Raw genomic sequence first — 19,830 nt, forward strand, 5'->3', positions numbered from 1 at the left:
CGTTACAGTCGTTGAAGCTCACGTTGATAGGGTTCTCAAGCGGCTCATCGAGTTGAGCGGGTTGGGAGATACGACGTTCGGCTCAGCATTGATCGCACGGAATTCCGTAGACTTTACGCGGTCGTGGGCCGAACGTTTTCACTGGCTAGACCGCGGTTTCAATGTTTCCGCCGCCGGTGCGCCGGAAGGTCAAGACATGCAAACCGCCATCGACCTTCGAAACGCCATCGTGCATGGCGATATGCACCTTACCGATCTTCAGGTCGAGAAGCTCAATTCTATGATCGAATTGAAGCGACGCCTCTTGTCGGTACTCGGCGTTGAGTGCATGGGTAGGTCAATCGTTCTAGGTGAAAATTCCGTACGACTTACGGCCACAGTTTGCGTTCGTTTTGTGCGTCACTTCGACGGAAATTTGATACGGGTACACCACTCGGTCGCATTCTAGGCGGCAACGTCTACCCAGTTGTCGCTACCGCTCAAGTGCTGGCCGGAGTTCGCTAGTCAACATTTCGACCATCGCACTTCCCGCAGCGGTTTGATCGATGCGAGCTTGCAGCCGATTGATTACACCCTGCAATTTAACTAAATCCGACTTAGCCAGGCAAATCGGGCAGCAGTGTCGAGAGTGGTACGGCCACAACGCCGGTCGCGCCAGCCCAGACGCTCTCGGCGACGTGCCGACAACGGCCGTCGTACAGATGGAAGTCGTCGCCCGTGGCGGTGCGCAGGTCCCGCACGTCGTCAAGGCTGACCTTGCAGATCTTGCCGCCCGCCGGTCGTACACCTGCCCGCTTCGCTGCCTCGGCGACGGCTGGCGTGAAGGTGGTCGGCGTGTAGTTGGGGTGGCTGTACACGAACGCGTCGGCGGGCAGCTCGGTGAGCACGCTGTGCATCGCGGCGGCGTCGGCCAGGTCCCGGAGCACGACAATCGGCCGCACCCCACAGTCGGCGGCATGGGCCAGGTCATCCGGGGTCCACACGCAGGCCAAGAGTCGATCCTTCGGCACCCGCGCGGCCCACAACTCGAGGACACGGCGCCGCACGGCGGGCGTGCTGCTCTCCCCACCCCCGATCGTGCCCGACACGAGGAACAGATCAAGCCACGTCGCCCCGGCCCGCTCCGCGTACGCCGAGCACGCGCCCTCATCGACGCTGCCGTTCGCGTTCATCAGGGTCAGCACCGGGACCATCACCCGCGCGGCCGTCATGCCGCCATCACCTCCGATCTCGGCGCGGTACGCCCGCGGCTTCCGGTCAAGACCACGGCATGAATCGACCGCGCCGCTTCCAAGGGCGTCGCACGGTCGGTGCGGATGGCCAGGTCGAACCTGGTGTGCGGGTGTTCCCCGAGGTCTCGTTGGGTCTCGTCCCACGCGGCGAGCCGCGCGCCCGCGTCGGTGTCGCCGCGCGCCGCCGAACGCTGCGCCGTCGCAGCGCGGGGACACCACAGCAGCACCCGAACCCATGCGGCCGGGAACGCCTCAACGGCACTCAGCGCGTCGACCTGGCCGAGGTGCAGCACCGGGACACCGCCCGCCTCGGCCACGCTCGCCAGTGAGGCGCGATCGACGCCGTACAGGTTGCCGTACCGGCGGTTGCGGTACAGGATCTCGCCCGCCGCCTCCAACCGGTCGAACTGCTCGGCCGTGATGAACCGGTACCCGTGCACCCGGCCACCGCCAACCTTGAGGCGCTGATACGCGACGTAACGCCCATCGAGCCTGAGCAGCGCGGCCGTAACGGTGTCCTTGCCGCTGACCGGCGGACCGTAGAGCGCAACTGCTGGCCGGAGCGCGCGACGCCTCACTGAAGGTGCCCATGGCCGAGCGAAGCGAAGGCGAACACCGAGCAAGAACGCGCGCAACGGAACCGATAAGGGCGACCACCGACATGGGGGTGCGGGTGGCGAAGCCCCCGCCCGGAGCGAGCGAAGCGAGCGCGAAGATTCCACGAATCGCGAAGGCGAAAAGGCGCTCCCGCCTTTGAGCAGGGAGCGCCGATCGATGAGTGGAGCCGAGGGGACTCGAACCCCTGACCCCCACACTGCCAGTGTGGTGCGCTACCAGCTGCGCCACGGCCCCATCTGGTTTGTGCCGCTCTCGCGTGCACTCACGGAATAGTACACACCTTGCGGAGGGGGGTCACATCGGGTGGTCTAGTTCTGCGTCGGGTCGGCCGGGTAGTGGGCCACGGCGGCCATGAGGCCGCCCTGGCGGCGCAGGACCATCTGCCAGAGGTCGTCGGGGCGGGGGGCGAACGCGTCGCTCGGGAGGGCGTCGAAGACGAACCATGAGCCGCCCTCGATCTCGCGTTCCAGCTGGCCGGGGGACCAGCCGGCGTAGCCAGCGAAGACGCGGACGCCCAGGACGCCGGCCACCAGGAGGTCGGGGTCGCCGGAGAGGTCCACGGTGCCCACGGCGCCCGAGACGCGGTTGAAGCCCGCCAAATCTTCCACGCCGGGGCGGGTGCGGGCCAGGCAGATCGCCGCCTCGGGCTGCACCGGGCCGCCCTCGAACACTACCGGCGGCTCACCCGCGAGCGCGCCCCAGCCGCCGAGCACGTCGGCCACCTGGACCTCGGTCGCGCGGTTGAGCACGACGCCGAGCGCGCCGCCCTCCTCGTGGGCCACCACCAGGACCACGGTGCGCTCGAAGTTCGGGTCGCGGAGCGCGGGCGTCGCCACCAGCAATCGCCCGGTCAACGACTCCATCGCCCTCCCTCGCCGCTTCCTGGACTTGCCCCGGCCGTTGGCCGATGATCCGGGCCGCGGTGAGCCGCGGCCGGTCGGGGGCTGACTGGACGACTGTCCCTCCATCCCACCGAGATCCCCGTGCATGGACATCAGCACCACCAGCAAACATCACCGAATGGGCGGCCGGTGATCGGGCGCGCCGGGTGGATCTCCGCGAAGTGGGGTGCGAGGGTCATGTCTCGCACCATAGCCTGACCCGGGCGTCGCGGTTAGGGTCTGTTCCGTGACCTCACTCGCGGACGTCGCCGTGATCGGCGGCTCGGGGCTTTACGCGCTGCTCGACGACGCCGAGGAACACGTGGTCGACACGCCGTATGGCCCACCGTCGGACCCGATCACGATCGCCTCGGTCGACGGGCGGCGCACGGCGTTTCTGCCGCGGCACGGGCGGGACCATCGGCACCCGCCGCACCGGATCCCCTATCGGGCGAACCTGTGGGCGCTCAGGGAACTGGGCGTAGCGCAGGTGCTGGCGCCGTGCGCGGTGGGCGGGCTGCGGCCGGAGCTCGGGCCGGGCACGTTCGTGGTGCCCGACCAGCTGATCGACCGCACATCGGGGCGGGTGCAGACGTTTTACGACGACGGGGCCGTGCACGTGAACTTCGCCGACCCGTATTGCGCGACCGGGCGGGCCGTGGTGCGGAAGGTGGCCGCCGAGTACGGCATCGAGGCCGGCGACGGCACGATGGTGGTGGTGGAGGGGCCGCGCTTCTCCACACGGGCGGAGTCGCGCTGGTACACCGCCATGGGCGGCGCGGTGGTGAACATGACCGGTCACCCGGAGGCGGTGCTCGCCCGCGAGCTGGCGTTGTGCTACACCTCGATCGCGCTGGTCACGGACCTCGACGCGGGCGTGGAGGGGGACCACGGCGTCACCCAGGAGGAGGTCTTCCGGGTTTTCGCCGAGAACACCGACCGGCTCCGGCGGCTGCTGCTCGATGTCATCCCGCGGTTGCCGGAGCGGCCTGATGACCCGTGCCGGCACGCCCTGGACGGTCTGCGGTAGGCAGCCGTACCACGAAGCGGCAGCCCTCGCCGACGTTGTCGGCGGCCACGGCGCCGTGGTGGGCCTCGACGAGGCCGCGCACGATGGCGAGGCCGAGTCCTCCGCCCGCATCCTTCGCGGGTGTACGCGCGGGTGCCCCGCGAAACGCCACGTCGAACACCCGCGGAAGGTCCGCCTCCGGGATGCCGCCGCACGTGTCGCTGACGGCCAGCCAGCCGCCCCCGGCGTCCTGTCCGCCGGTGACCGTGACGGTGCCGTCGGGCGGGGTGTAGCGGATGGCGTTGCGGATCAGGTTGTTCACGACCCGGGACAGCTCGGGGACGGATCCGCGCACGACGGGCCAGCCGGCGGTACCCCCGGAAGGCTCCGCGACGACCCGGATGTTCCCGGCGGCGGCCAGCGGCGTCGCCGAGGCGATGGCGTCGGATACGACGTCGCCGAGCGGCACGTCGGACAGTGACAGCCGCAGGGCGCCTGCGTTGATCCGGGACAGCTCGAACAGGTCGTCGACGAGCGCGGCCATGCGGTCGGTCTCGGCGCTGATGCGGCGGTGGTAGTCGGCGACGGTCTCCGGGTCGGACACGACGCCGTCGTCGAGCGCCTCGGCCATGGCTCGCAGGCCGGCGAGCGGGGTGCGCAGGTCGTGCGAGACCCAGGCGACGAGCTCGCGCCGGCGCGCCTCGGCCTCGCGCTCCCGCTCGCGCGCCTCAGCGGCCCACATGCTGGCCCGGGCGAGGCGCCGGCCGGACCACAGCCCGACCGCGAGCGAGACGGTGGCCGCCGTGCCCACGACGATGAGCAGCACGTGCAGGTCGTGGTCGGAGATGAACATCCGCATCGCCGCGCCGAGAATGCCGGTCAGCACGCTCAGCACGGTGACGAGCAGGATCACCCCGATGTGGGCGGTGACGGAGCGGCCGCGCAGCGCGCGGAGCACGCCGAGGCCGGCGACGGCGACGGCGAGCGACCCGCCGAGCGCCATCAGGAACGTGTAGAGGACGTCACGCATATTCGTACCGGTATCCGACGCCCCAGACGGTCTGGATGCGCCGGGGATCGGCGGGGTCGTCCTCGACCTTCTCCCGCAGCCGTCGCATGTGGACGGTGACGGTGGACTGGTCGCCGAACGTCCAGCCCCACACCTGCTCCAGCAGCTCGGCGCGGCGCAGCACCCGCCCGGGGTTGCGCATCAGGAACACGAGCAGGTCGAACTCGCGCACGGTGAGCGCCAGCTCCCGGCCGCGCAGGGTCGCCACGTGCCGCGCGACGTCGATCCGCAGGTCGCCGTCGACCAGTTCGCCGGCCTGCGCCGGCGGACGCGCGCTGCGGCGCAGGACGGACCGCACGCGCAGGACGAGCTCCCGGGGTGAGAAGGGCTTGGTGACGTAGTCGTCGGCGCCGATCTCCAGGCCCAGTACGCGGTCGGACTCCTCGCCGAGCGCGGTGAGCATGATGATCGGCAGGGCCGGGTCCTGGGTGCGCAGCCGGCGGCAGACCTCCAGTCCGTCGATGCCGGGCAGCATGAGGTCGAGCACCACCAGGTCGGGGCGTTCGAGGCGGTAGGCGTCCAGCGCCGCCTGGCCGTCGCCGGCGAGCCGGACGCTGAGGTCCGCCCGCTCCAGGTATCGCCGGACGACGTCGCTGACGGTCGGGTCGTCGTCCACGACGAGCACGCGCTGCCCCATCGTTCGAGCGTAGAGCGCGCCTCGGCGGCGGGCCCCGCGCCGCGGGTGGCCGTAAGCGGACCGTCAGGTCTCGCCGCCGAGGTCGGTCCCATACGCCTCGTACAGCAGGTCGGCGCCGCGCTGGCGGTGCTGCCACACCTCACGGATGAGCAGGTCCGCGTGCTCGCGGACCCAGTCGTACTCGTGCGGGTCGGCCAGCCGGCCCTCCAGCTCGTCCAGCGCGGTCGAGACCGAGCGGTGGTCGCCCACGAGATCGTCGAGATACGGCGCCAGGCGCGGCGCGTCGTGGATCACGCCCGCGTAGAGGCCCGACGGGCCCTCCGTCACCTCGACGTGTTCGGCGAAGGCCGCCTTGAGCTGTGCCACCGCGCGTTTCACCTCGGGTCGCCATGCCGGGTCGCCGACCGGCGTCTGGATGGCGTGTTGCATGCGTTGAATGCCGCCGAGCAGTTCCATACCGCACCTCCGCCCCCATCCATGATGTGACGTGGAACACACTCCTGTCTAGATCAGAGCGCGGGGATCTCCTCGCCGCCCCCGGTGGCAGCCTCGGTCATCCGGACCAGCCAGGCGTTGACGACGGCGAGCTCCTCGGGGGTGAAGCCGGCCGCGAGCCGGGCCTCGACGGCCTCGACGGTCGGCATCGCCTCGCCGAGCCGGACGCGGCCCGCCTCGGTCAGGAAGATCTGCTGCGAGCGCCGGTCGCTGGGGTTCGGGCGGCGCTCTACCAGGCCGGCCCGCTCGAGCCCGCCGAGAATCTCGTTGGCCGACTGGCGGGCAGTGGAGACCTTGCGCGCCACGTCCGCCACGGACAGCCCGGGCGACTCGTCCAGCATCCGCAGCGACGCGAACTGCGCGACCGACAGATCGTGCTGGACCAGCGCCTCGGCCACGACCCCACGCAGGGCGAGCCAGGCGTGCCGGACGAGGAAGGTCGAGCAGGGTTCCAGGGCGGCGTCCACTCGACCATTGTGCGCTGCCACACTATTGACAGGTCCCTGACATTCCTGCGAGCGTGGCGAACATGACCGTCAGGGACCTGTCAATCAGCGTACCCCGACAGCGCCGAGTGCTGTCGGTCCTCGTGTTCGCCGCGGTACTCATCTGGATCGACACCACCATCCTGGGCATCGCCCTGGAACGCATCGCGGACCCGCGCACCGGCCTCGGCGCGACGCCGGGCGAGCTGCAGTGGGCCGTCGGCTCGTACGCGCTGGTCTTCGCCACCGTGCTCTTCGCCGCCGGCGCGCTCGGCGACCGCTACGGCCACCGCACGATCCTCGTGCTCGGCCTGCTCTGCTTCGGCGCCGCGTCGGTCTGGGCCGCCGAAAGCCAACATCTGGTCGGCGGCGCCACCGGCCTGATCCTGGCCCGCGGCCTGATGGGCCTGGGCGGCGCGATGATGATGCCGACCTCGATGGCGATCATCGGCGCGACGTTCCCGCCCGAGCGCCGGGCCGGTGCGATCGCCGCGTGGTCGGCCTCCAGCGGCGTCGGTGTGGCGCTCGGCCCACTCCTCGGCGGCGTGCTCGTGGACCACTTCTGGTGGGGCTCGGTCTTCCTGGTGAACCTGCCGGTCGTCGCGCTGGCGCTGATCGGGGTCGCGGTCGCGGTACCGAATCCGAAGCTGGCGCAGCGGCGGCGACCGGACCCGGTCGGGCTGGCGCTGTCCACGGCCGGGCTCGCGCTCCTCGCATACGGGCTCATCGAGGCCGGCCAGGACACCGACTGGGGCCGGCTGCGGGTGTGGGGCCCGGTCGCGCTCGGCCTCGCGCTGCTCGCGCTGTTCACCGTCTTCGAGTGGCGCTCCCCCGAGCCGTCGTTCGACCCGCGGCTGTTCCGCAACGGCCGGTTCAGCGCCGGCAACCTCGCCCTGGCCGCGCTCTTCTTCGGTATCACCGGCCAGATGTTCTACGGCAACTTCTACCTGCAGGGCGCCCGCGGCATGAGCGCGCTGGACACCGGCCTGGCCTTCCTGCCCGGCGCGATCGGCGTCGCCGCCGGCTCCCCGCTGGGCGCCCGGCTGGCCCGGCGCTTCGGCGTGGGCCTGGTCAGCGGCGTCGGCCTGCTCGTCGTCGCGGCCGGGTTCCTCGCCAACCTGGCCTTCGACATCGACACGCCGCTGGTCTACTTCTGCACCGTCGGGTTCGTCAGCGGTATCGCGATGGGCCTGGCGATCGCGCCCACCGTGGCCGCCGTCATCGCGGTCCTGCCACTGGACCGGATGGGCGCCGGATCGGCGGTGAACAACACCGTCCGGCAGGTCGGCAGCGTGCTCGGCATCGCGCTGCTCGGCACGATCCTCACCGTGACCTACCGGGACCGGATCGAGCCGTCGCTGGCGAGCCTGCCGGCCGCGGCCCGCGACGCCGCCTCGCCGTCCGCGGAACACACCCGCGCGGTCGCCGAGGCGCTGCACCGCCCGGATCTCGCCGACGCGGCCAACCATGCGTTCATCACGGCCATGCACGTGACCGCGGCGTCCGCGGCGGTCGTCGCATTCCTGGGTGCGGTACTGCTGATGCTCGCCTTCCGCACCCGCCGGTCCCAGGCGGCCGCCCAGCGCCCCGAACCGGCGCTCGCCGGCCGCCCGTAACCTGCCTCCCGCTGCCCTCCGGAATCCGGTTCGGCTCCGGAGGGCAGCTCGGCAGGGTTCATCCCCGGCCCATCAACTTCTCCACGTCGGCCAGCTCGGACGGCGTCAGCGGGCCGTGGGCGAGCGCGCCGACGTTCTCCTCGACCTGGGCGACCGTGCGGAAGCCCGGGATCGGGACCGTCCGCGGATCGTACGCCCACACCCACGCCAGCGCGCCCTGCGCCAGCGTGCGCCCGCCCGAGGTCAGCACGTCGCGGATGCCATCGAGGCGGGTCAGGAACTCGGGCGTGGGGCGGCCGTCGGTGAAGTAGGTCATCCACTCCGGGCTCAGCCCGCGCACGTCGTCGCGGGGCAGCACCGAGTCCGCCGTGTAGCGGCCGCCGAGCAGCCCCATCGCGAGCGGCCCGCGCGCGATCACGCCGAGGTCGTGACGCTCGGCGACGGGCAGCACCTCGAACGAGCCCCGCAGCACCGAGAGGTCGGCCTGGATCGCGGTGCAGTGCTGGCCCGCGGCCGCGAACGCGTCGGCGCTCTCGGGGTTGTCGGTGCTCCAGCCGTACGCCCGGATGAGCCCCTGCGCGACCAGGTCCTCCAGCACGGGCACCAGCTCGAGGGCGTCCGGGATCGGCAGCTCGTTGATGTGCAACTGGTAGAGGTCGATGTGGTCGGTGCCCAGCCGGCGCAGCGACTCGCGTACCGACCGACCGACAACGGCCGGCGAGCCGTCCTGCGGGCCGGTCTGGCGGGTGCTCTCGTCGAAGGTCCCGCCGAACTTCGTGGCGATCACGACCTCGTCCCGGCTGCCGGCCAGGGCACGGGCCAGGACCCGCTCGCTGTGCCCGGCGCCGTAGACGTTGGCGGTGTCGAAGAACGTGACGCCGAGGTCGAGCGCGCGGTGCACGGCCCGGACCGACTCCTCGTCGTCGACCTCGCCCCAGCCGTACGGCTGATCGCCGCCCCAGAACGGGCCGCCGATCGCCCAGCAGCCCATGCCCAGCGCGCTGACCTCGATGCCACTGCGTCCCAGGAATCGCGTTTTCATGCGGTCGACCCTGCCACCTGGAGCGCACTCCAGGTCAACAGGTCGTCTGCACGAACTCCGCCTTTGCGGATGCGGCCCATTGATACGGAATCTGCCGGAACCAGTAGAGCGGTGGCAGGTGCGAGGTGGCCACGTACACCTGGCCGGGGAAACAGCGGGTTACGCGCAACCGCGCGCGCCATGCGTGGTCGGCGGTCGTCACGAGAACGACCGAATGCCAGCCGTACTGCTGCGCGAGCCGAGCGATCGCCCGTGCCTCGCCGCGGGTCGTGTTCGGGTCGGGGTGAAAACACAGCACCGTCACGCCGGGCTCCTCCGGCAGGCAGCGCCCCGTAGCGGCGTCGGACTCCAGCGTGGACTGCACGAGATAGTCGGCGCGGTGCGCCTTGGCCAGCTCGATCGCGAGCCGGTCTCGGTCTTCGCCGCCCGGCCCGGCCAGCTCGACGATCGCGTCGAAGTGCACCGGGAGCGCGGGCAGGCGTGGCCACACGAAATATCGTGCGGTCAATCCAAGAAATCCGATGAGCGTGATCGACACGGCGATCAAAATACGACTCCGCCACCTCCGGGTCATGCACCACAGCATTCCAGCCGCGGTTGAAGAAAACGTGGACGCGAATCGGGAAGTCACCCGATTTCTACGGACATGAGGTACGTGTGAGAATGCGCTGGCGGCCATGTACCAGCGCATTCTCGGCGACTTCTCGGGCGTGATCTAGATCACTCGTCGCGCAGCACCTCGCGCAGCCGCGGCGCGAAACCGGGCGGGTCCAGCACGAATGCGATGTGCCCGCCCGGGAACAACACCGGCTCGGCGCCGAGCAACGCCGCCATCGCGTGCGAGGTGCGGTCCAGCAGCTGACCGGCCGACTCCTGGCCGAGGCCGATCACGATCCGCGCGCCGCCGGCCCGCAGCGCCGCCACGTCGGGCCGGAAGCGGCTGGTACCACGCATCTCGTGCAGGAACCAGAACCGCTCGTCGGCGACCTGCTGCGCGTCCGGCGGCGGCCCCTCCAGGTGCGGTGGCGGCGGCGCACCCGCGTTCACCAGGAACTTCTTCCACGCGCCCGGCACATCACCGGACTCGTACGTGGCGATGATGTCCTCGATGGCCGCGTGGCGCTCGTCGCGGTCCTCGAGCACCTCGTTGAGCGGTGGCTCGTGCGCGATCACGGTGTGCACCAGGGCCGGGTGCCGCTGCGCGAGCGCCAGCGCGGTGACTGCGCCGCCGCTGGAGCCGAACACCGCGGCCGGGCCGGCATCGACGTGCTCGATCAGCCGGGCCAGGTCGTCGGCGCGCTGCTCGGCGGCGGAGTCGGACTCCGGCGCGTCGAGGACGCTCGCGCCGATGCCCCGTGGATCCGTCGTGAGCACGGTATTGTCTGCGGCGAGCAGGTCGGCGAGCGGCCCGAAGAACCGCGTGCCCATCGGTGCGCCGACCAGCACCAGGAGCGGGCCGCTGCCACGCAGTTCGTAGTACAGCGTGGCGTCCGGGACGCGCAGTGTGTCGTTCTTCAACGGATGACCTCCTTCTCTCAAGAAGGGAGACCGGCCCCGTGCCGCAGACTCGTCGCCTCCTCGAGCACGACTTTGCCGACGACCTGGATCGCGCGCGCAAGGGCGACGACGAGGCGTTCGCCCGGCTGGTCACTCCGCTGCGCGGTCAGTTGCACGCGCACTGCTACCGGATGCTCGGCTCAGTGCACGACGCCGACGACGCGCTGCAGGACGCGCTGGTGCGCGCGTGGCTGGGCCTGTCCCGGTACCAGGGCCGCGGCTCGCTGCGCACCTGGCTGTTCACCGTCGCGACGCGCACCTGCCTCGACATCGCCGCCGCCCGCGGCCGCCGCGCGCTGCCGGTCGACCTCGGCCCGTCGAGCGAGCACGCCGCCGTCGGCGACCAGCCCCGCGACGACGTCGCCTGGCTCGAGCCCTACCCGGACGTCGTCTACGAGCGGCGCGAGACCGTCGAGCTCGCGTTCGTCGCCGCCCTGCAGCACCTGCCCGGCAACCAGCGCGCCGCGCTGCTGCTGTTCGAGGTGCTCGACTTCTCCGCGGCCGAGATCGCCACGATGATGGGCACCTCCGTCGGCTCGGTGAACTCCGCCATCGCCCGGGCCCGCCGCACCGTGGCGAAGAGGGTCCCGCCGATCCCTCAGCAGCCGACCCTGCGCCGCATCGGCGACGGCCGCGTCCGCGAGATCGTCGCCTCCTACGCCGCCGCCCTGGAGCACGGCGACGCGGCCGCGCTCGTCGCGCTCCTCACCGAAGACGTCACCTGGTCGATGCCTCCACTGCCGCGCTGGTACCACGGGCTGCCGGCCGTCGCCGACTTCGCGCTCCGGCTGCCACTGACCGCCTGCGGCAGCTGGCGGCACCTTGCCACGACGGCGAACGCGCAGCCCGCCGTGGCCTGCTACCTGCGCGCCGGCGAGAGCGGCGCGCACGAGGCGTGGTCCCTCAACATCTTGACGCTGCGCGACGGCCGAATCACGGAAATCACCTCATTCGTCGATCCGGCCCTCTTCGCGCGTTTCGACCTCCCGCCGCGCCTGCCGTGAGGCCCGCGCCCAGCGCGAATCCGAAGTCCGGGATTCCGCCAAGAGCGGTCAGCCGACTGCCGCGTGCAGCAGCCGGGCCTGCGTACCGTCGTCGACACCGGCCAGCAGTTCGCCACCGCGCAGCGCGACCGTGAGATGGTGCTGCCGGCCGCAGGACAGTTCGGCCGGCGCGGGTACCGGCCGCCAGCCGATCCCTTCGGTGGTCAGCCAGAGGCGATAGCTGGTCCCGTCGCAGACCACCGCGACCGCGCGGCCTTCGCTGACCGCCAGGCCGGCAACCCGGGGCACCTCGGTGCCGCTCGCCGAGCCGAACGCTCGCGCCGGCTGCCAGCCGCCCGCGCGGCCGCGGAGCCAGGAGGCGAAGCGCCCTTGGCGTACCCCCACCGCGAGCGCCCCGTCCGACCAGCCCGCGATCCGTTCGACCGCCGTGTCCCCTGAGGCATCCGGGAGCACCTCGCGCTGCCAGGCCGCGCCGTCCGTCGACCGCCAGGCCAGCGGTTCGCGGGCGGCGCCGGGCGAGTTGTGGCGCTGCAGCGCGCCGCCGAGCAGCCACGTGCCGTCGGCCAGCGCGACAGCCGCGCTCGCCTCGGTCATCGCGTCGGCGTCCGAGGAGAGCGCCGGGTCGCCGTCGACAAGAGCGAACTGGCTGCCATCCGGCGACCGCCACACCACCGCGCCGGCCCGGCCGTTCGCGCCGATTCGGTTGCCGGCCAGCACGAAGCCGCGCGTACCGGCGGCAACGGTGTTGACCCCGATCGCGGCGTTACCGCCGAACAGCTCGAACCCAGCGGGCACCTCCCGCAACGAGCCGTCCGGCAGCATCGCCACCCAGCTGCTCGTGCGCGGGTTGGCATGCACCCCGCCGGCCGTGGTGCCGAGCGCGACGAGCCGGCCACCGGCGCACCCGGCGGAGTACAGCAGGTTCTGCGGCCCGTACACCGACACAGGCTCCACCCGCAGCGGCTGCCACGACGCACCGTCCGCGCTGCGGAACAGTCCCGGGGTGGTCGTGTCCGGTCCGGTGCGGGTACCGCCCACCGCGTACCAGAAGTCGCCACAGCTCACCAGCTCGCTCACGGCGAGGCCCGGCGCGACGTCCGGCACGGCCTGCCAGCGCACGGAGACCGGCGACGGCGACGGCCGAGAGGCCCGCCCGTCACAGCCGGACAGGGTCAGCGCCAGCACCAGCACCCCGGCGGCCGCCTCCGCGCCGGTACGCAACGAGGCCATCGGTCCCCTCCCGGTCCCGTGCTGAGCTCTCAACCGGTTGAAGAACTTCGCCCCGACCTGGCTCCGCTCGGGAACATGCGGCCGATCCTCGGCAGCCGTCGAGCCACCTCGTGCGGGTCCCCAGGGCTCCACCCCTCGCCTGAAGGGTCGGGGACGCTTGGACTCTCGTGGCCGCGGGCCTCCAGTGCATCGTCGAGGCTCTCCTCCTCGCCGGTGCGGCGCTCGTGCGCCTCGCCGGCCACGTAGTCGACGATCTCCCAGTCGGGCCACTCGTCCTCAGCCCAGTCACCGGTGCCACGGCCGGCGAGGCGCTGGATTTCCGGCACCTCGGCCAACGCGTCCGGGTCGGCCGCGACCCGTTCGAAATTGTCGCGGCCAAGACCGACCAGCCAGCCTTGGAAATAGAAGAAGCCGTCGTCCGAGCACAGACCGTTCATGATCTGGTACCCCGCGCCCCACATCGTCCAGGTGTCGACACGTGCGCGCATCTGGTCAAGATGAACCTGAAAGTCCTCGATCTCCCGCAGCGGCAGCACGGCGAGCCGGTCGGTCAGCCACTCCGCCCGCTCATCAGGGTCGTTCGTGGCGGCGCGGCTCGCTTCGATGAGCGTCCAGAACCCGTTGAGTTCCATCATCAGGAGTCTAGGTCCATCGTGGGCGCGCTCGACGTCACGCTGAAGAGCCGCCCGGTCCTCAGCTCACCGCCTGCTGCACGAGCCCGCCGATCCTCGCCTCGTCCTCGACGGACAGCGCGGTCAACGCGAACGAGGTCGGCCACATGGCACCCGCGTCGAGGTTCGCCTCGTCGCTGAAGCCGAGTGTCGCGTACCGCGTCTTGAACTTGGCCGCGCTCTGGAAGAAGCAGACCACCTTGCCGTCGCGGGCGTATGCGGGCATCCCGTACCACAGCTTCGGCGTCAGGACCGGCGCGCTGGCCTTGATCACGGCGTGCAGTCGCTCGGCGATCGCCCGGTCGGACTCCGACATTTCGGCGATCTTCGCGAGCACCTCGCTCTCCGTGTCGGCCTTGGCGCGCCGCCGAGCGCCGGTCTTCAGCTCCTTCGCGCGCTCCTTCATCGCGCTGCGCTCCTCGTCGGTGAAACCGTCGTGCTGCTCGCCGTTCGCGGTGGTGCTCTTCCTCGTGGTCGACATGACGACGTTCCTCTCTGTGACGTGTTGTTTCGGCGTGGATCGAGCTGTTCGGCCTTGATCAGAACCTAGGTCACCACTTGCCCGCCTGCTGGCGGGTCGGCGCGTTGAGCCGGTTGAAGGCGTTGGTGATCGCGATGTTGAGCAGCAGCGTGGCCAGCTCCTTCTGGTCGAAGTGCTTGGCGGCCACGTCCCACACCTGGTCCGGCACCGGATCGGGCCGGTCGGCGAGCCGGGTCACGGCCTCGGTCAGGGCCAGCGCGGCGCGCTCCTCATCGCTGAACCAGGGCGTCTCCCGCCAAGCGGCGACGGCGTGCACCTGATCGGTGGTCGCGCCGTGCTGGCGTGCCTGGTGGGCGCCCCCGGCCACACACGGCCCGCAGCCGTTGATCTGGCTGGCCCGCAGGTGGCTCAGCGCCAGCAGCTTGCCGTCCACCCCGGCGCCCGCGATGGCTGTGTTGAGGGCCATCAGGGCCTGCATCGCCTCGGGAATCAGAACCGCCGGGTTCGGCATGCGCTCGGTCGACATCGCTCCTCCTTCGTCGTCGGTGTTCCTGACAGGAGTCATCCGACCATCGGCGCGCCGGGGCACGCGCGGCCCGTGGGACACCGTGGGACACGGAGAACCAGGTCCAGCAGCGCAAACGTATCGCCGATCCGTTTGCGTGGAGCGGGACGAGTACGGTGTTGCCCGTGTCCAGCCCCCAGGAGCGATTGGTGGCTCAGCTCGCCCAGATCAAGGAGCTGAGCGGGCTCAGCCTGCGCGCCCTCGCCCGCGGGGCGGGTCTGAGCAGCTCGTCGCTGTCCCGCTACCTGACCGGTCGACTCGTGCCACCGTGGGAGGCCGTCGTGGCGCTGTGCCGGGCCGTGGGCCGCGACCCCCGGCCGCTGCGTGCGGTGTGGGCCGAGGCGTCCAAGGCCGGCGCGGCGCCCGCCCCGCGCCGCAACGACCTACCGGCCGACCTGTTCGACTTCACCGGCCGGGAGACGGAGTGCGCGCTGGTCGAAGAGCTGCTGCGCACCGCCGGCGCGGCCGCGATCGACGGCATGGCGGGCGTGGGCAAGACCAGCCTGGCCGTACACGTGGCCCACCGGGTCGCCCCGACATACCCGGACGGCGGGCTCTACCTCGACCTGCACGGTTTCACCCCGGGCCAGGAGCCGCTGGAGCCGCAGGCCGCGCTGGGCCGCCTGCTGGGCGCGTTGGACGTCACGCACCTCCCGGACGGCGCCGCCGATCGCGCGGCGCTCTGGCGGTCGGAGCTGTCTCGCCGGCGGGCGCTCGTCGTGCTCGACAACGCGGTCGACGCGGAGCAGGTACGCCCGCTGCTCCCCGGTGCCGGGAAGTCCGCGGTCCTGGTCACCAGCCGCCAACGGCTGGTCAGCCTGGACGGGGTACCGCCGGTATCCCTGGAGCCACTCGCCAACGGCGACGCGGCACACCTGTTCGGCCGGGCGGCCGGGCTTGCGCTCACCGAGGAGGAAGCGGTCAGCCAGGTGCTGCGCCAGTGCGGCGGGCTCCCGCTGGCGCTCCGGATGGCGGGCGCGCGGCTTCGCCACCGCCCAGGCTGGACGGTGGCGGTGCTGGCCGAGCGGCTGCGCGACACTGCCGGCCGCTTCGACGCCGTGTTCGGCATGTCGCTCCAGCAACTCGACGCGGACCAGCGCCGCGTGTTCCGGCTGCTGGGCGTGCTGCCCAGCGCCGACTTCGACGCGGCGGCGGCGGGCGCGCTCGCCGACATGCCGTCCGACCGGTTGGGGGCGGTGCTGGAGGAACTGGTCGACGCCCACCTGCTGCAGGAGATCTCGCCCGGGCGGTACCGGCTGCACGACCTGATCCGGCAGTATGCGGCGGACATCGCCGCCGACGAGGAGCCGCAGGCCGAAGCCGCCCTGCGCCGGGTACTGAGCCACTATCTGGCGCAGGCGACCGCCCACGATCGAACGCTGCCCTCGCCGCACCGCAGGGAGCCCTCGCCGGGCGATCCGGCGAAGGCCATGGCCTGGTTCGGCCTCGAGTACGTCAACCTGGTCGCCTGTTTCGACGCCGCCGTGCGGCTCGGCATGGACGAGGTGGTGGCCGAACTGCCGCAGGCCATGCGGGTCTGGTTCTTCCGGCACCGCGGAACCGACGACCAGGCACGCCTGCTCGAAGCCGCCGCAGCCGCCGCGGGACGTCTCGGCCGCGACCAGCAGCGGGCTTCGCTGCTCGCGGACCTCGGCTTCGCCCGAGCCGCCGCCGGACGCCTCGCGGAGGCGCTCTCCGCCTACGAACTGGCCGAACAGTCCGGGCCGAACGACACCGGCCTCGCCGCCGGTCTGGCGCTGCGCATCGGCTTCGTACAGCGGGATCTCGGCGACCTCGAAGCGGCACAGGCGCACTTCCGGCGGGCACGCGAGCTGTTCGAGAAGATCGGACACCGCGCCGGGCAGTCCCAGGCGCTGGCCTTCGACGGATGGGTGACCCTTCATCTCGGGCGACGCGGGGAGGCCGTCGAACTCGCCCGGGCTGCCGTCGCTCTGGCCGACGGGACGGCCCGGATCACCGGGCTTGTCACCCTCGGTGTCGCACTGGCATCGGAGGACCCGACAGGGTCTCTGCGAACGCTGCACGAGGCGTTGCGGCTGTCCGAGCAGAACCATCTCAAGCACAACCAGGCGTTGTGTCACAACTATCTCGGTGTCGCGCTGCGGGTCATGGGTTCACCCGAGCAGGCGCTCGAACACCACCGGCGCGCTTTCGAGCTGCTGGAACCGCTGGCCGAGGTACAACTGGAGATCGACTTCCTGCACACCTACGCCGAGACCTGCCGCGCGGCTGGTCGCTACGACGACGCGCTGAGGCTGCTCGACCGGACCGTCGAGCTCGCGCGCAAGCTGGGCCGGCCGCACGACGAGGAGCTCGCCCGCGCGGCGCGGAAAGCCATCGTGGAGAGCACCGCCGCCGACCGCGAGGCGTAAACCCCGCGCTTCAGCGCAGTAGCCATGTGGCCCTATAGTGAACTCGTGCTTACGCGCCGGACCACTACTCAACAGGCCAGCGATGACCTGACGGCCGGTACCATGAGGCGATCGAGACCGCAGAAGGGCAGGCACGACATGACAGTCGCATCGAACCTGCCCGACCGGCCACTCACCCTGGACGACGTCACCCGCCTCGCCGAAGCCGACAGCAACCACCGCTTCGAGCTGAGCGAAGGGAACCTCGTCGTCATGCCGCCAGGCACGTGGCGGCATCAAGAGATCAGCCTGCTGATGAGCGCGTGGCTGCTCAGCCATGGCTATCGAGGTCGCGTGAATGTCGCGCCCGGCGTGCGGACCGCAGCCGACGACCTCAACGGCCGGATCCCGGACCTCGTCGTCACCAAGGGCCCCGTGCCGGACGAGACGGTCTGGCTCGACCCGGCATCGGTGGCACTCGCCGTGGAGATCGTCTCCAAAGGCTCAGAACGCATGGACCGCTGGCTGAAGCCGGTCGAATACGCCGAGGCCGGCATCCCGCTCTTCTGGCGCGTCGAGCCCGACGACATCGTTGTGCAGTTCCGCCTGAACGGCACCCGCTACGCCGAGTACGGCTCAGTACCGTTGGAAACCCTGCTCGGAGGCACAGCGCCCGATCTCGGCTGACCGACCGCCCCCTGAACAAGGGTTGATCGGTCGCGTTGACATCGCGACCGGAACTGGTGGCGCTCAGCGAGACCAACTGACGATGGCTGCCGAGCCCCACATCGCCGGCACTGGACTAACCTGTTAGCTAAGGAGGCGCCATGTCGGGCGAAGCGGTGGCCCCGCAGTTCAACATCCACGATGCGAAGACTCACCTGTCTCGGATCATCGATCGGGTGGAGCACGGCGAAGAGATCATCATCAGCCGAGCGGGGACCCCTGTCGCAAAGGTCATCCCGCTGCACCCGCGTGTGAAGCGCACCGGGCGTGGATCGCTCGCCGGCCGACTCGTGGCGGCCGAGGACTGGGACTCCTCCGACGTCAACGACAGCATCGCGCGGGACTTCGGGCTTGCGCCGTGAGCCTCCTGCTGGATACCCACGTGGTGCTCTGGTAGCTCACCGACGACGCCACCCTCACGGACGACATCAATCGCCTCGACCAGGAACCCGACGTCTACATCAGCCCGGCAACGATCTGGGAAGTCGCGATCAAGCAGTCGATCGGCAAACTCTCGGAGCCGATGGACCTCCCGGAACGCATCCGCGGCAGCGGCTTTCGCGAGTTGCCCATAACGTTCGGGCACGGGATCGTCGCTGACAGGCTGCCGCTCATCCACCGCGACCCTTTCGACCGGATGCTCATCGCCCAGGCACAAGTCGAAGAGCTCACACTGGTCACCCGCGACTCGGACATCCAGAAGTACGACGTCCAACACCAGAGCAGGGCGCGGCGGCCCACCCCGTGGAGTGAGCCCGCCGGAGGTCGATCTCGAGTGGAGCTGACGATCGCTACTTGAACCCGCAGCAGTAGGCCGTCACCGGTCAGAGCCAAGCCAGGCGACACCGTCTCTGCCAGGGAGTTGCTTCGACGGCAGCAGCACATCGAGAGCATTGCCGAGGCGGATGAGTCCATTCGCCGTCCGCGGATACCGCTGCGCCAGGACGAAAATGAGCCCACAGTGAGCGACTCCCTGCGCTGCCAGGCGGGCGAAGTCGCTTACGTTCTCTGTGACCACGCATCGGTTGTTCCGCACGGCCCACGCCAACACGTCCTCGTCGGACCTGGACGCAAGGCCAACCTCGACGTCTAGCACAGCCAGGACGTCGTGACCGCTGTCGCAGAGCCGCCGAGCCAGTGCGGGCGGGTACATTTCGTCGAGCAGGAGGTTCGTCAGGTTTTCGGTCGCCGCAGAAGGTTCTGCTGGGCCGCCCACAACTGTTCCTCCCGCTCGGCGACGTCCCTGTTGCTTGCAATTCGATCGTCGATCTCGTCCGGGTAGGCGACGTAGTAGCGAAGCGCGACTACCACTCGCGACGCACTGAGACCTGTGACGGTGGCCACTTCCTCGGCGAGCAGGTCCCCGTCCAAGCCGGGATTCTCATCACGGATCGCGTTCAGCGCGGCAATGACCTCCCAAACGTCGGGGCCTCCGGACAGCGCGGCTCGGCGTCCAGTTGGTCCAGGCCGGAACATGACGCCCGGATGCTCGTAGACCCGAAGGGACTCGTCGATAAACATGTTGGCGACCGACGACGACGACGAGCCTGGGTGTTCCTTGACATACCGGTCAAGACGGGACAGCACCCCCTCCTCGAACCGGACTGAACGCGGAGTCGTCATGACTACATCGTAGCTGCCTGTAGTTACCCAGGTCAGGGTATTCCTGCGACGTCGCCTTCCTCATCGAGCAGTTCCACGAGGCATCTCGCCCACGAGCCCCAACCGAAACACTCCCGACGGTGTATCGGTGTACGCGACGTACCAAGGTCAACGTGTCGGAGGAGTGTTCGACCCCGCGACCGGCGGGCTGACCGTGACGTCGGCACCGCTGCCTGGAGCCTGGTTCCGTTCTCCCAGCGGCGCCGCAAAGGCCGTCGTCGCCGCGCTCAAGCCCGGCGTGACCTCCAATCGCAGCGGCTTGACTTCTGGTTCGTCGCCAGCACCGGCAAGACCCTCGCCCCCATCCGCACGACAGTTCGCCGGTGAGCTGGTCGATGGCCTTCTAACGCCAAAGGCGGCCGGCCCCTCTGGGCCGACCGCCTTGATCACTGTGGAGGTAGCGATGGCCTACTTGAACCCCCATCGACGCAACGCCTGACGGCCAGGAGCGCAAGTGATCTCCTCGCGGATCGAATAC

Annotated in this window: 22 protein-coding genes, 1 tRNA gene and 1 pseudogene; 7 read left to right on the top strand and 17 right to left on the bottom strand. The window is 70.5% G+C overall.

Annotated elements, in window-relative coordinates:
• Positions 1-596: 596 nt before the first annotated feature.
• The 4 genes from ABT297_RS04900 to ABT297_RS04915 form a co-directional block, all read right to left on the bottom strand.
• Positions 597-1,211, bottom strand: a complete 615-nt coding sequence (locus ABT297_RS04900; protein ID WP_350544807.1) for a dihydrodipicolinate synthase family protein — start codon at positions 1,209-1,211, stop codon at positions 597-599.
• A complete protein-coding gene (locus ABT297_RS04905; RefSeq protein WP_350544808.1) occupies positions 1,208-1,810 on the bottom strand; it encodes a phosphotransferase-like protein in 603 nt (200 codons plus the stop codon). Before ABT297_RS04905 ends, ABT297_RS04900 begins: the two co-directional genes overlap by 4 nt.
• A gap of 201 nt (positions 1,811-2,011) precedes the next feature.
• Positions 2,012-2,084, bottom strand: a tRNA-Ala gene (locus ABT297_RS04910).
• Between the two features lie 74 nt (positions 2,085-2,158).
• Positions 2,159-2,713 (bottom strand): YqgE/AlgH family protein, encoded by a 555-nt coding sequence (locus tag ABT297_RS04915; protein WP_344619484.1) that lies wholly within the window; start codon positions 2,711-2,713, stop codon positions 2,159-2,161.
• 289 nt (positions 2,714-3,002) lie between these two features.
• On the opposite strand from ABT297_RS04915, the gene ABT297_RS04920 reads away from it, so the two are divergent.
• Positions 3,003-3,761, top strand: a complete 759-nt coding sequence (locus ABT297_RS04920; protein WP_502885495.1) for an S-methyl-5'-thioadenosine phosphorylase — start codon at positions 3,003-3,005, stop codon at positions 3,759-3,761.
• On the opposite strand, the gene ABT297_RS04925 is transcribed toward ABT297_RS04920, so the two are convergent.
• From ABT297_RS04925 to ABT297_RS04940, 4 genes are all read right to left on the bottom strand, one after another.
• Positions 3,697-4,770 (bottom strand): sensor histidine kinase, encoded by a 1,074-nt coding sequence (locus ABT297_RS04925; RefSeq protein WP_350544811.1) that lies wholly within the window; start codon positions 4,768-4,770, stop codon positions 3,697-3,699. The genes ABT297_RS04920 and ABT297_RS04925 overlap by 65 nt on opposite strands.
• A complete protein-coding gene (locus ABT297_RS04930; protein ID WP_350544812.1) occupies positions 4,763-5,446 on the bottom strand; it encodes a response regulator transcription factor in 684 nt (227 codons plus the stop codon). The genes ABT297_RS04925 and ABT297_RS04930 overlap by 8 nt, the downstream gene beginning before the upstream one ends.
• A 63-nt stretch (positions 5,447-5,509) precedes the next feature.
• Positions 5,510-5,902: a hypothetical protein gene (locus tag ABT297_RS04935; RefSeq protein ID WP_350544814.1), complete on the bottom strand. Its 393-nt coding sequence runs from the start codon at positions 5,900-5,902 to the stop codon at positions 5,510-5,512.
• A gap of 53 nt (positions 5,903-5,955) precedes the next feature.
• Positions 5,956-6,408, bottom strand: coding sequence for a MarR family winged helix-turn-helix transcriptional regulator (locus ABT297_RS04940; RefSeq protein ID WP_350544815.1), 453 nt, complete (start codon positions 6,406-6,408; stop codon positions 5,956-5,958).
• Positions 6,409-6,470: 62 nt separating this feature from the next.
• On the opposite strand from ABT297_RS04940, the gene ABT297_RS04945 reads away from it, so the two are divergent.
• On the top strand, positions 6,471-8,042 hold the full coding sequence (locus ABT297_RS04945; RefSeq protein ID WP_350544817.1) for an MFS transporter: 1,572 nt from the start codon (positions 6,471-6,473) through the stop codon (positions 8,040-8,042).
• A gap of 58 nt (positions 8,043-8,100) precedes the next feature.
• On the opposite strand, the gene ABT297_RS04950 is transcribed toward ABT297_RS04945, so the two are convergent.
• The 3 genes from ABT297_RS04950 to ABT297_RS04960 form a co-directional block, all read right to left on the bottom strand.
• The gene (locus ABT297_RS04950; protein WP_350544818.1) at positions 8,101-9,084 is read right to left on the bottom strand and encodes an aldo/keto reductase; all 984 of its coding nucleotides are present in this window, start codon (positions 9,082-9,084) and stop codon (positions 8,101-8,103) included.
• Between the two features lie 34 nt (positions 9,085-9,118).
• Positions 9,119-9,622, bottom strand: coding sequence for a YdcF family protein (locus ABT297_RS04955; protein WP_350544821.1), 504 nt, complete (start codon positions 9,620-9,622; stop codon positions 9,119-9,121).
• A 182-nt stretch (positions 9,623-9,804) separates the two neighbouring features.
• Positions 9,805-10,602: an alpha/beta fold hydrolase gene (locus ABT297_RS04960; RefSeq protein ID WP_350544822.1), complete on the bottom strand. Its 798-nt coding sequence runs from the start codon at positions 10,600-10,602 to the stop codon at positions 9,805-9,807.
• A 38-nt stretch (positions 10,603-10,640) separates the two neighbouring features.
• Between ABT297_RS04960 and ABT297_RS04965 the strand changes: the two genes are divergently transcribed.
• On the top strand, positions 10,641-11,645 hold the full coding sequence (locus ABT297_RS04965) for a sigma-70 family RNA polymerase sigma factor (RefSeq protein ID WP_350544824.1): 1,005 nt from the start codon (positions 10,641-10,643) through the stop codon (positions 11,643-11,645).
• A gap of 48 nt (positions 11,646-11,693) precedes the next feature.
• On the opposite strand, the gene ABT297_RS04970 is transcribed toward ABT297_RS04965, so the two are convergent.
• The 4 genes from ABT297_RS04970 to ABT297_RS04985 form a co-directional block, all read right to left on the bottom strand.
• Positions 11,694-12,875, bottom strand: coding sequence for a hypothetical protein (locus tag ABT297_RS04970; RefSeq protein WP_350544825.1), 1,182 nt, complete (start codon positions 12,873-12,875; stop codon positions 11,694-11,696).
• A 29-nt stretch (positions 12,876-12,904) separates the two neighbouring features.
• Positions 12,905-13,510 (bottom strand): DUF4240 domain-containing protein, encoded by a 606-nt coding sequence (locus ABT297_RS04975; protein WP_350544827.1) that lies wholly within the window; start codon positions 13,508-13,510, stop codon positions 12,905-12,907.
• Between the two features lie 58 nt (positions 13,511-13,568).
• Complete coding sequence (locus tag ABT297_RS04980; protein WP_350544828.1) at positions 13,569-14,027, bottom strand: iron chaperone; 459 nt, start codon at positions 14,025-14,027, stop codon at positions 13,569-13,571.
• A 70-nt stretch (positions 14,028-14,097) separates the two neighbouring features.
• Positions 14,098-14,553 (bottom strand): carboxymuconolactone decarboxylase family protein, encoded by a 456-nt coding sequence (locus ABT297_RS04985; protein WP_350544830.1) that lies wholly within the window; start codon positions 14,551-14,553, stop codon positions 14,098-14,100.
• Between the two features lie 164 nt (positions 14,554-14,717).
• Between ABT297_RS04985 and ABT297_RS04990 the strand changes: the two genes are divergently transcribed.
• The 4 genes and pseudogenes from ABT297_RS04990 to ABT297_RS05005 all read left to right on the top strand — a co-directional run.
• Positions 14,718-16,985 carry an ATP-binding protein gene (locus ABT297_RS04990; RefSeq protein WP_350544831.1) on the top strand — a complete coding sequence of 756 codons (2,268 nt, stop codon included), beginning with the start codon at positions 14,718-14,720 and terminating at the stop codon, positions 16,983-16,985.
• A 45-nt stretch (positions 16,986-17,030) separates the two neighbouring features.
• Positions 17,031-17,651: a Uma2 family endonuclease gene (locus ABT297_RS04995; protein WP_350544833.1), complete on the top strand. Its 621-nt coding sequence runs from the start codon at positions 17,031-17,033 to the stop codon at positions 17,649-17,651.
• A gap of 140 nt (positions 17,652-17,791) precedes the next feature.
• Complete coding sequence (locus ABT297_RS05000; protein ID WP_350544834.1) at positions 17,792-18,052, top strand: type II toxin-antitoxin system Phd/YefM family antitoxin; 261 nt, start codon at positions 17,792-17,794, stop codon at positions 18,050-18,052.
• Positions 18,049-18,402: pseudogene (locus ABT297_RS05005) on the top strand (type II toxin-antitoxin system VapC family toxin); the annotation flags it as partial. The gene ABT297_RS05000 and the pseudogene ABT297_RS05005, both read left to right, overlap by 4 nt.
• Before the next feature lie 105 nt (positions 18,403-18,507).
• Here the strand turns inward: ABT297_RS05005 and ABT297_RS05010 are convergent.
• Both ABT297_RS05010 and ABT297_RS05015 read right to left on the bottom strand, forming a co-directional pair.
• Complete coding sequence (locus ABT297_RS05010) at positions 18,508-18,906, bottom strand: DUF5615 family PIN-like protein (protein ID WP_350544836.1); 399 nt, start codon at positions 18,904-18,906, stop codon at positions 18,508-18,510.
• On the bottom strand, positions 18,864-19,313 hold the full coding sequence (locus tag ABT297_RS05015) for a hypothetical protein (protein WP_350544837.1): 450 nt from the start codon (positions 19,311-19,313) through the stop codon (positions 18,864-18,866). The genes ABT297_RS05010 and ABT297_RS05015 overlap by 43 nt, the downstream gene beginning before the upstream one ends.
• Between the last annotated feature and the right edge of the window lie 517 nt (positions 19,314-19,830).

This window comes from Dactylosporangium sp. NPDC000555 (assembly GCF_040300025.1).
In the GTDB taxonomy this organism is placed as follows: domain Bacteria; phylum Actinomycetota; class Actinomycetes; order Mycobacteriales; family Micromonosporaceae; genus Dactylosporangium.

Excerpts from the sequence above, each read along its gene's own strand:
- ABT297_RS04900 (WP_350544807.1), bottom strand. The coding sequence starts at position 1,211 with ATGACGGCCGCGCGGGTGATGGTCCCGGTGCTGACCCTGATGAACGCG.
- ABT297_RS04915 (WP_344619484.1), bottom strand. The coding sequence starts at position 2,713 with ATGGAGTCGTTGACCGGGCGATTGCTGGTGGCGACGCCCGCGCTCCGC.
- ABT297_RS04925 (WP_350544811.1), bottom strand. The coding sequence starts at position 4,770 with ATGCGTGACGTCCTCTACACGTTCCTGATGGCGCTCGGCGGGTCGCTC.
- ABT297_RS04930 (WP_350544812.1), bottom strand. The coding sequence starts at position 5,446 with ATGGGGCAGCGCGTGCTCGTCGTGGACGACGACCCGACCGTCAGCGAC.
- ABT297_RS04935 (WP_350544814.1), bottom strand. The coding sequence starts at position 5,902 with ATGGAACTGCTCGGCGGCATTCAACGCATGCAACACGCCATCCAGACG.
- ABT297_RS04945 (WP_350544817.1), top strand. The coding sequence starts at position 6,471 with ATGACCGTCAGGGACCTGTCAATCAGCGTACCCCGACAGCGCCGAGTG.
- ABT297_RS04950 (WP_350544818.1), bottom strand. The coding sequence starts at position 9,084 with ATGAAAACGCGATTCCTGGGACGCAGTGGCATCGAGGTCAGCGCGCTG.
- ABT297_RS04970 (WP_350544825.1), bottom strand. The coding sequence starts at position 12,875 with ATGGCCTCGTTGCGTACCGGCGCGGAGGCGGCCGCCGGGGTGCTGGTG.
- ABT297_RS04975 (WP_350544827.1), bottom strand. The coding sequence starts at position 13,510 with ATGATGGAACTCAACGGGTTCTGGACGCTCATCGAAGCGAGCCGCGCC.
- ABT297_RS04980 (WP_350544828.1), bottom strand. The coding sequence starts at position 14,027 with ATGTCGACCACGAGGAAGAGCACCACCGCGAACGGCGAGCAGCACGAC.
- ABT297_RS04985 (WP_350544830.1), bottom strand. The coding sequence starts at position 14,553 with ATGTCGACCGAGCGCATGCCGAACCCGGCGGTTCTGATTCCCGAGGCG.
- ABT297_RS05000 (WP_350544834.1), top strand. The coding sequence starts at position 17,792 with ATGTCGGGCGAAGCGGTGGCCCCGCAGTTCAACATCCACGATGCGAAG.
- ABT297_RS05015 (WP_350544837.1), bottom strand. The coding sequence starts at position 19,313 with ATGACGACTCCGCGTTCAGTCCGGTTCGAGGAGGGGGTGCTGTCCCGT.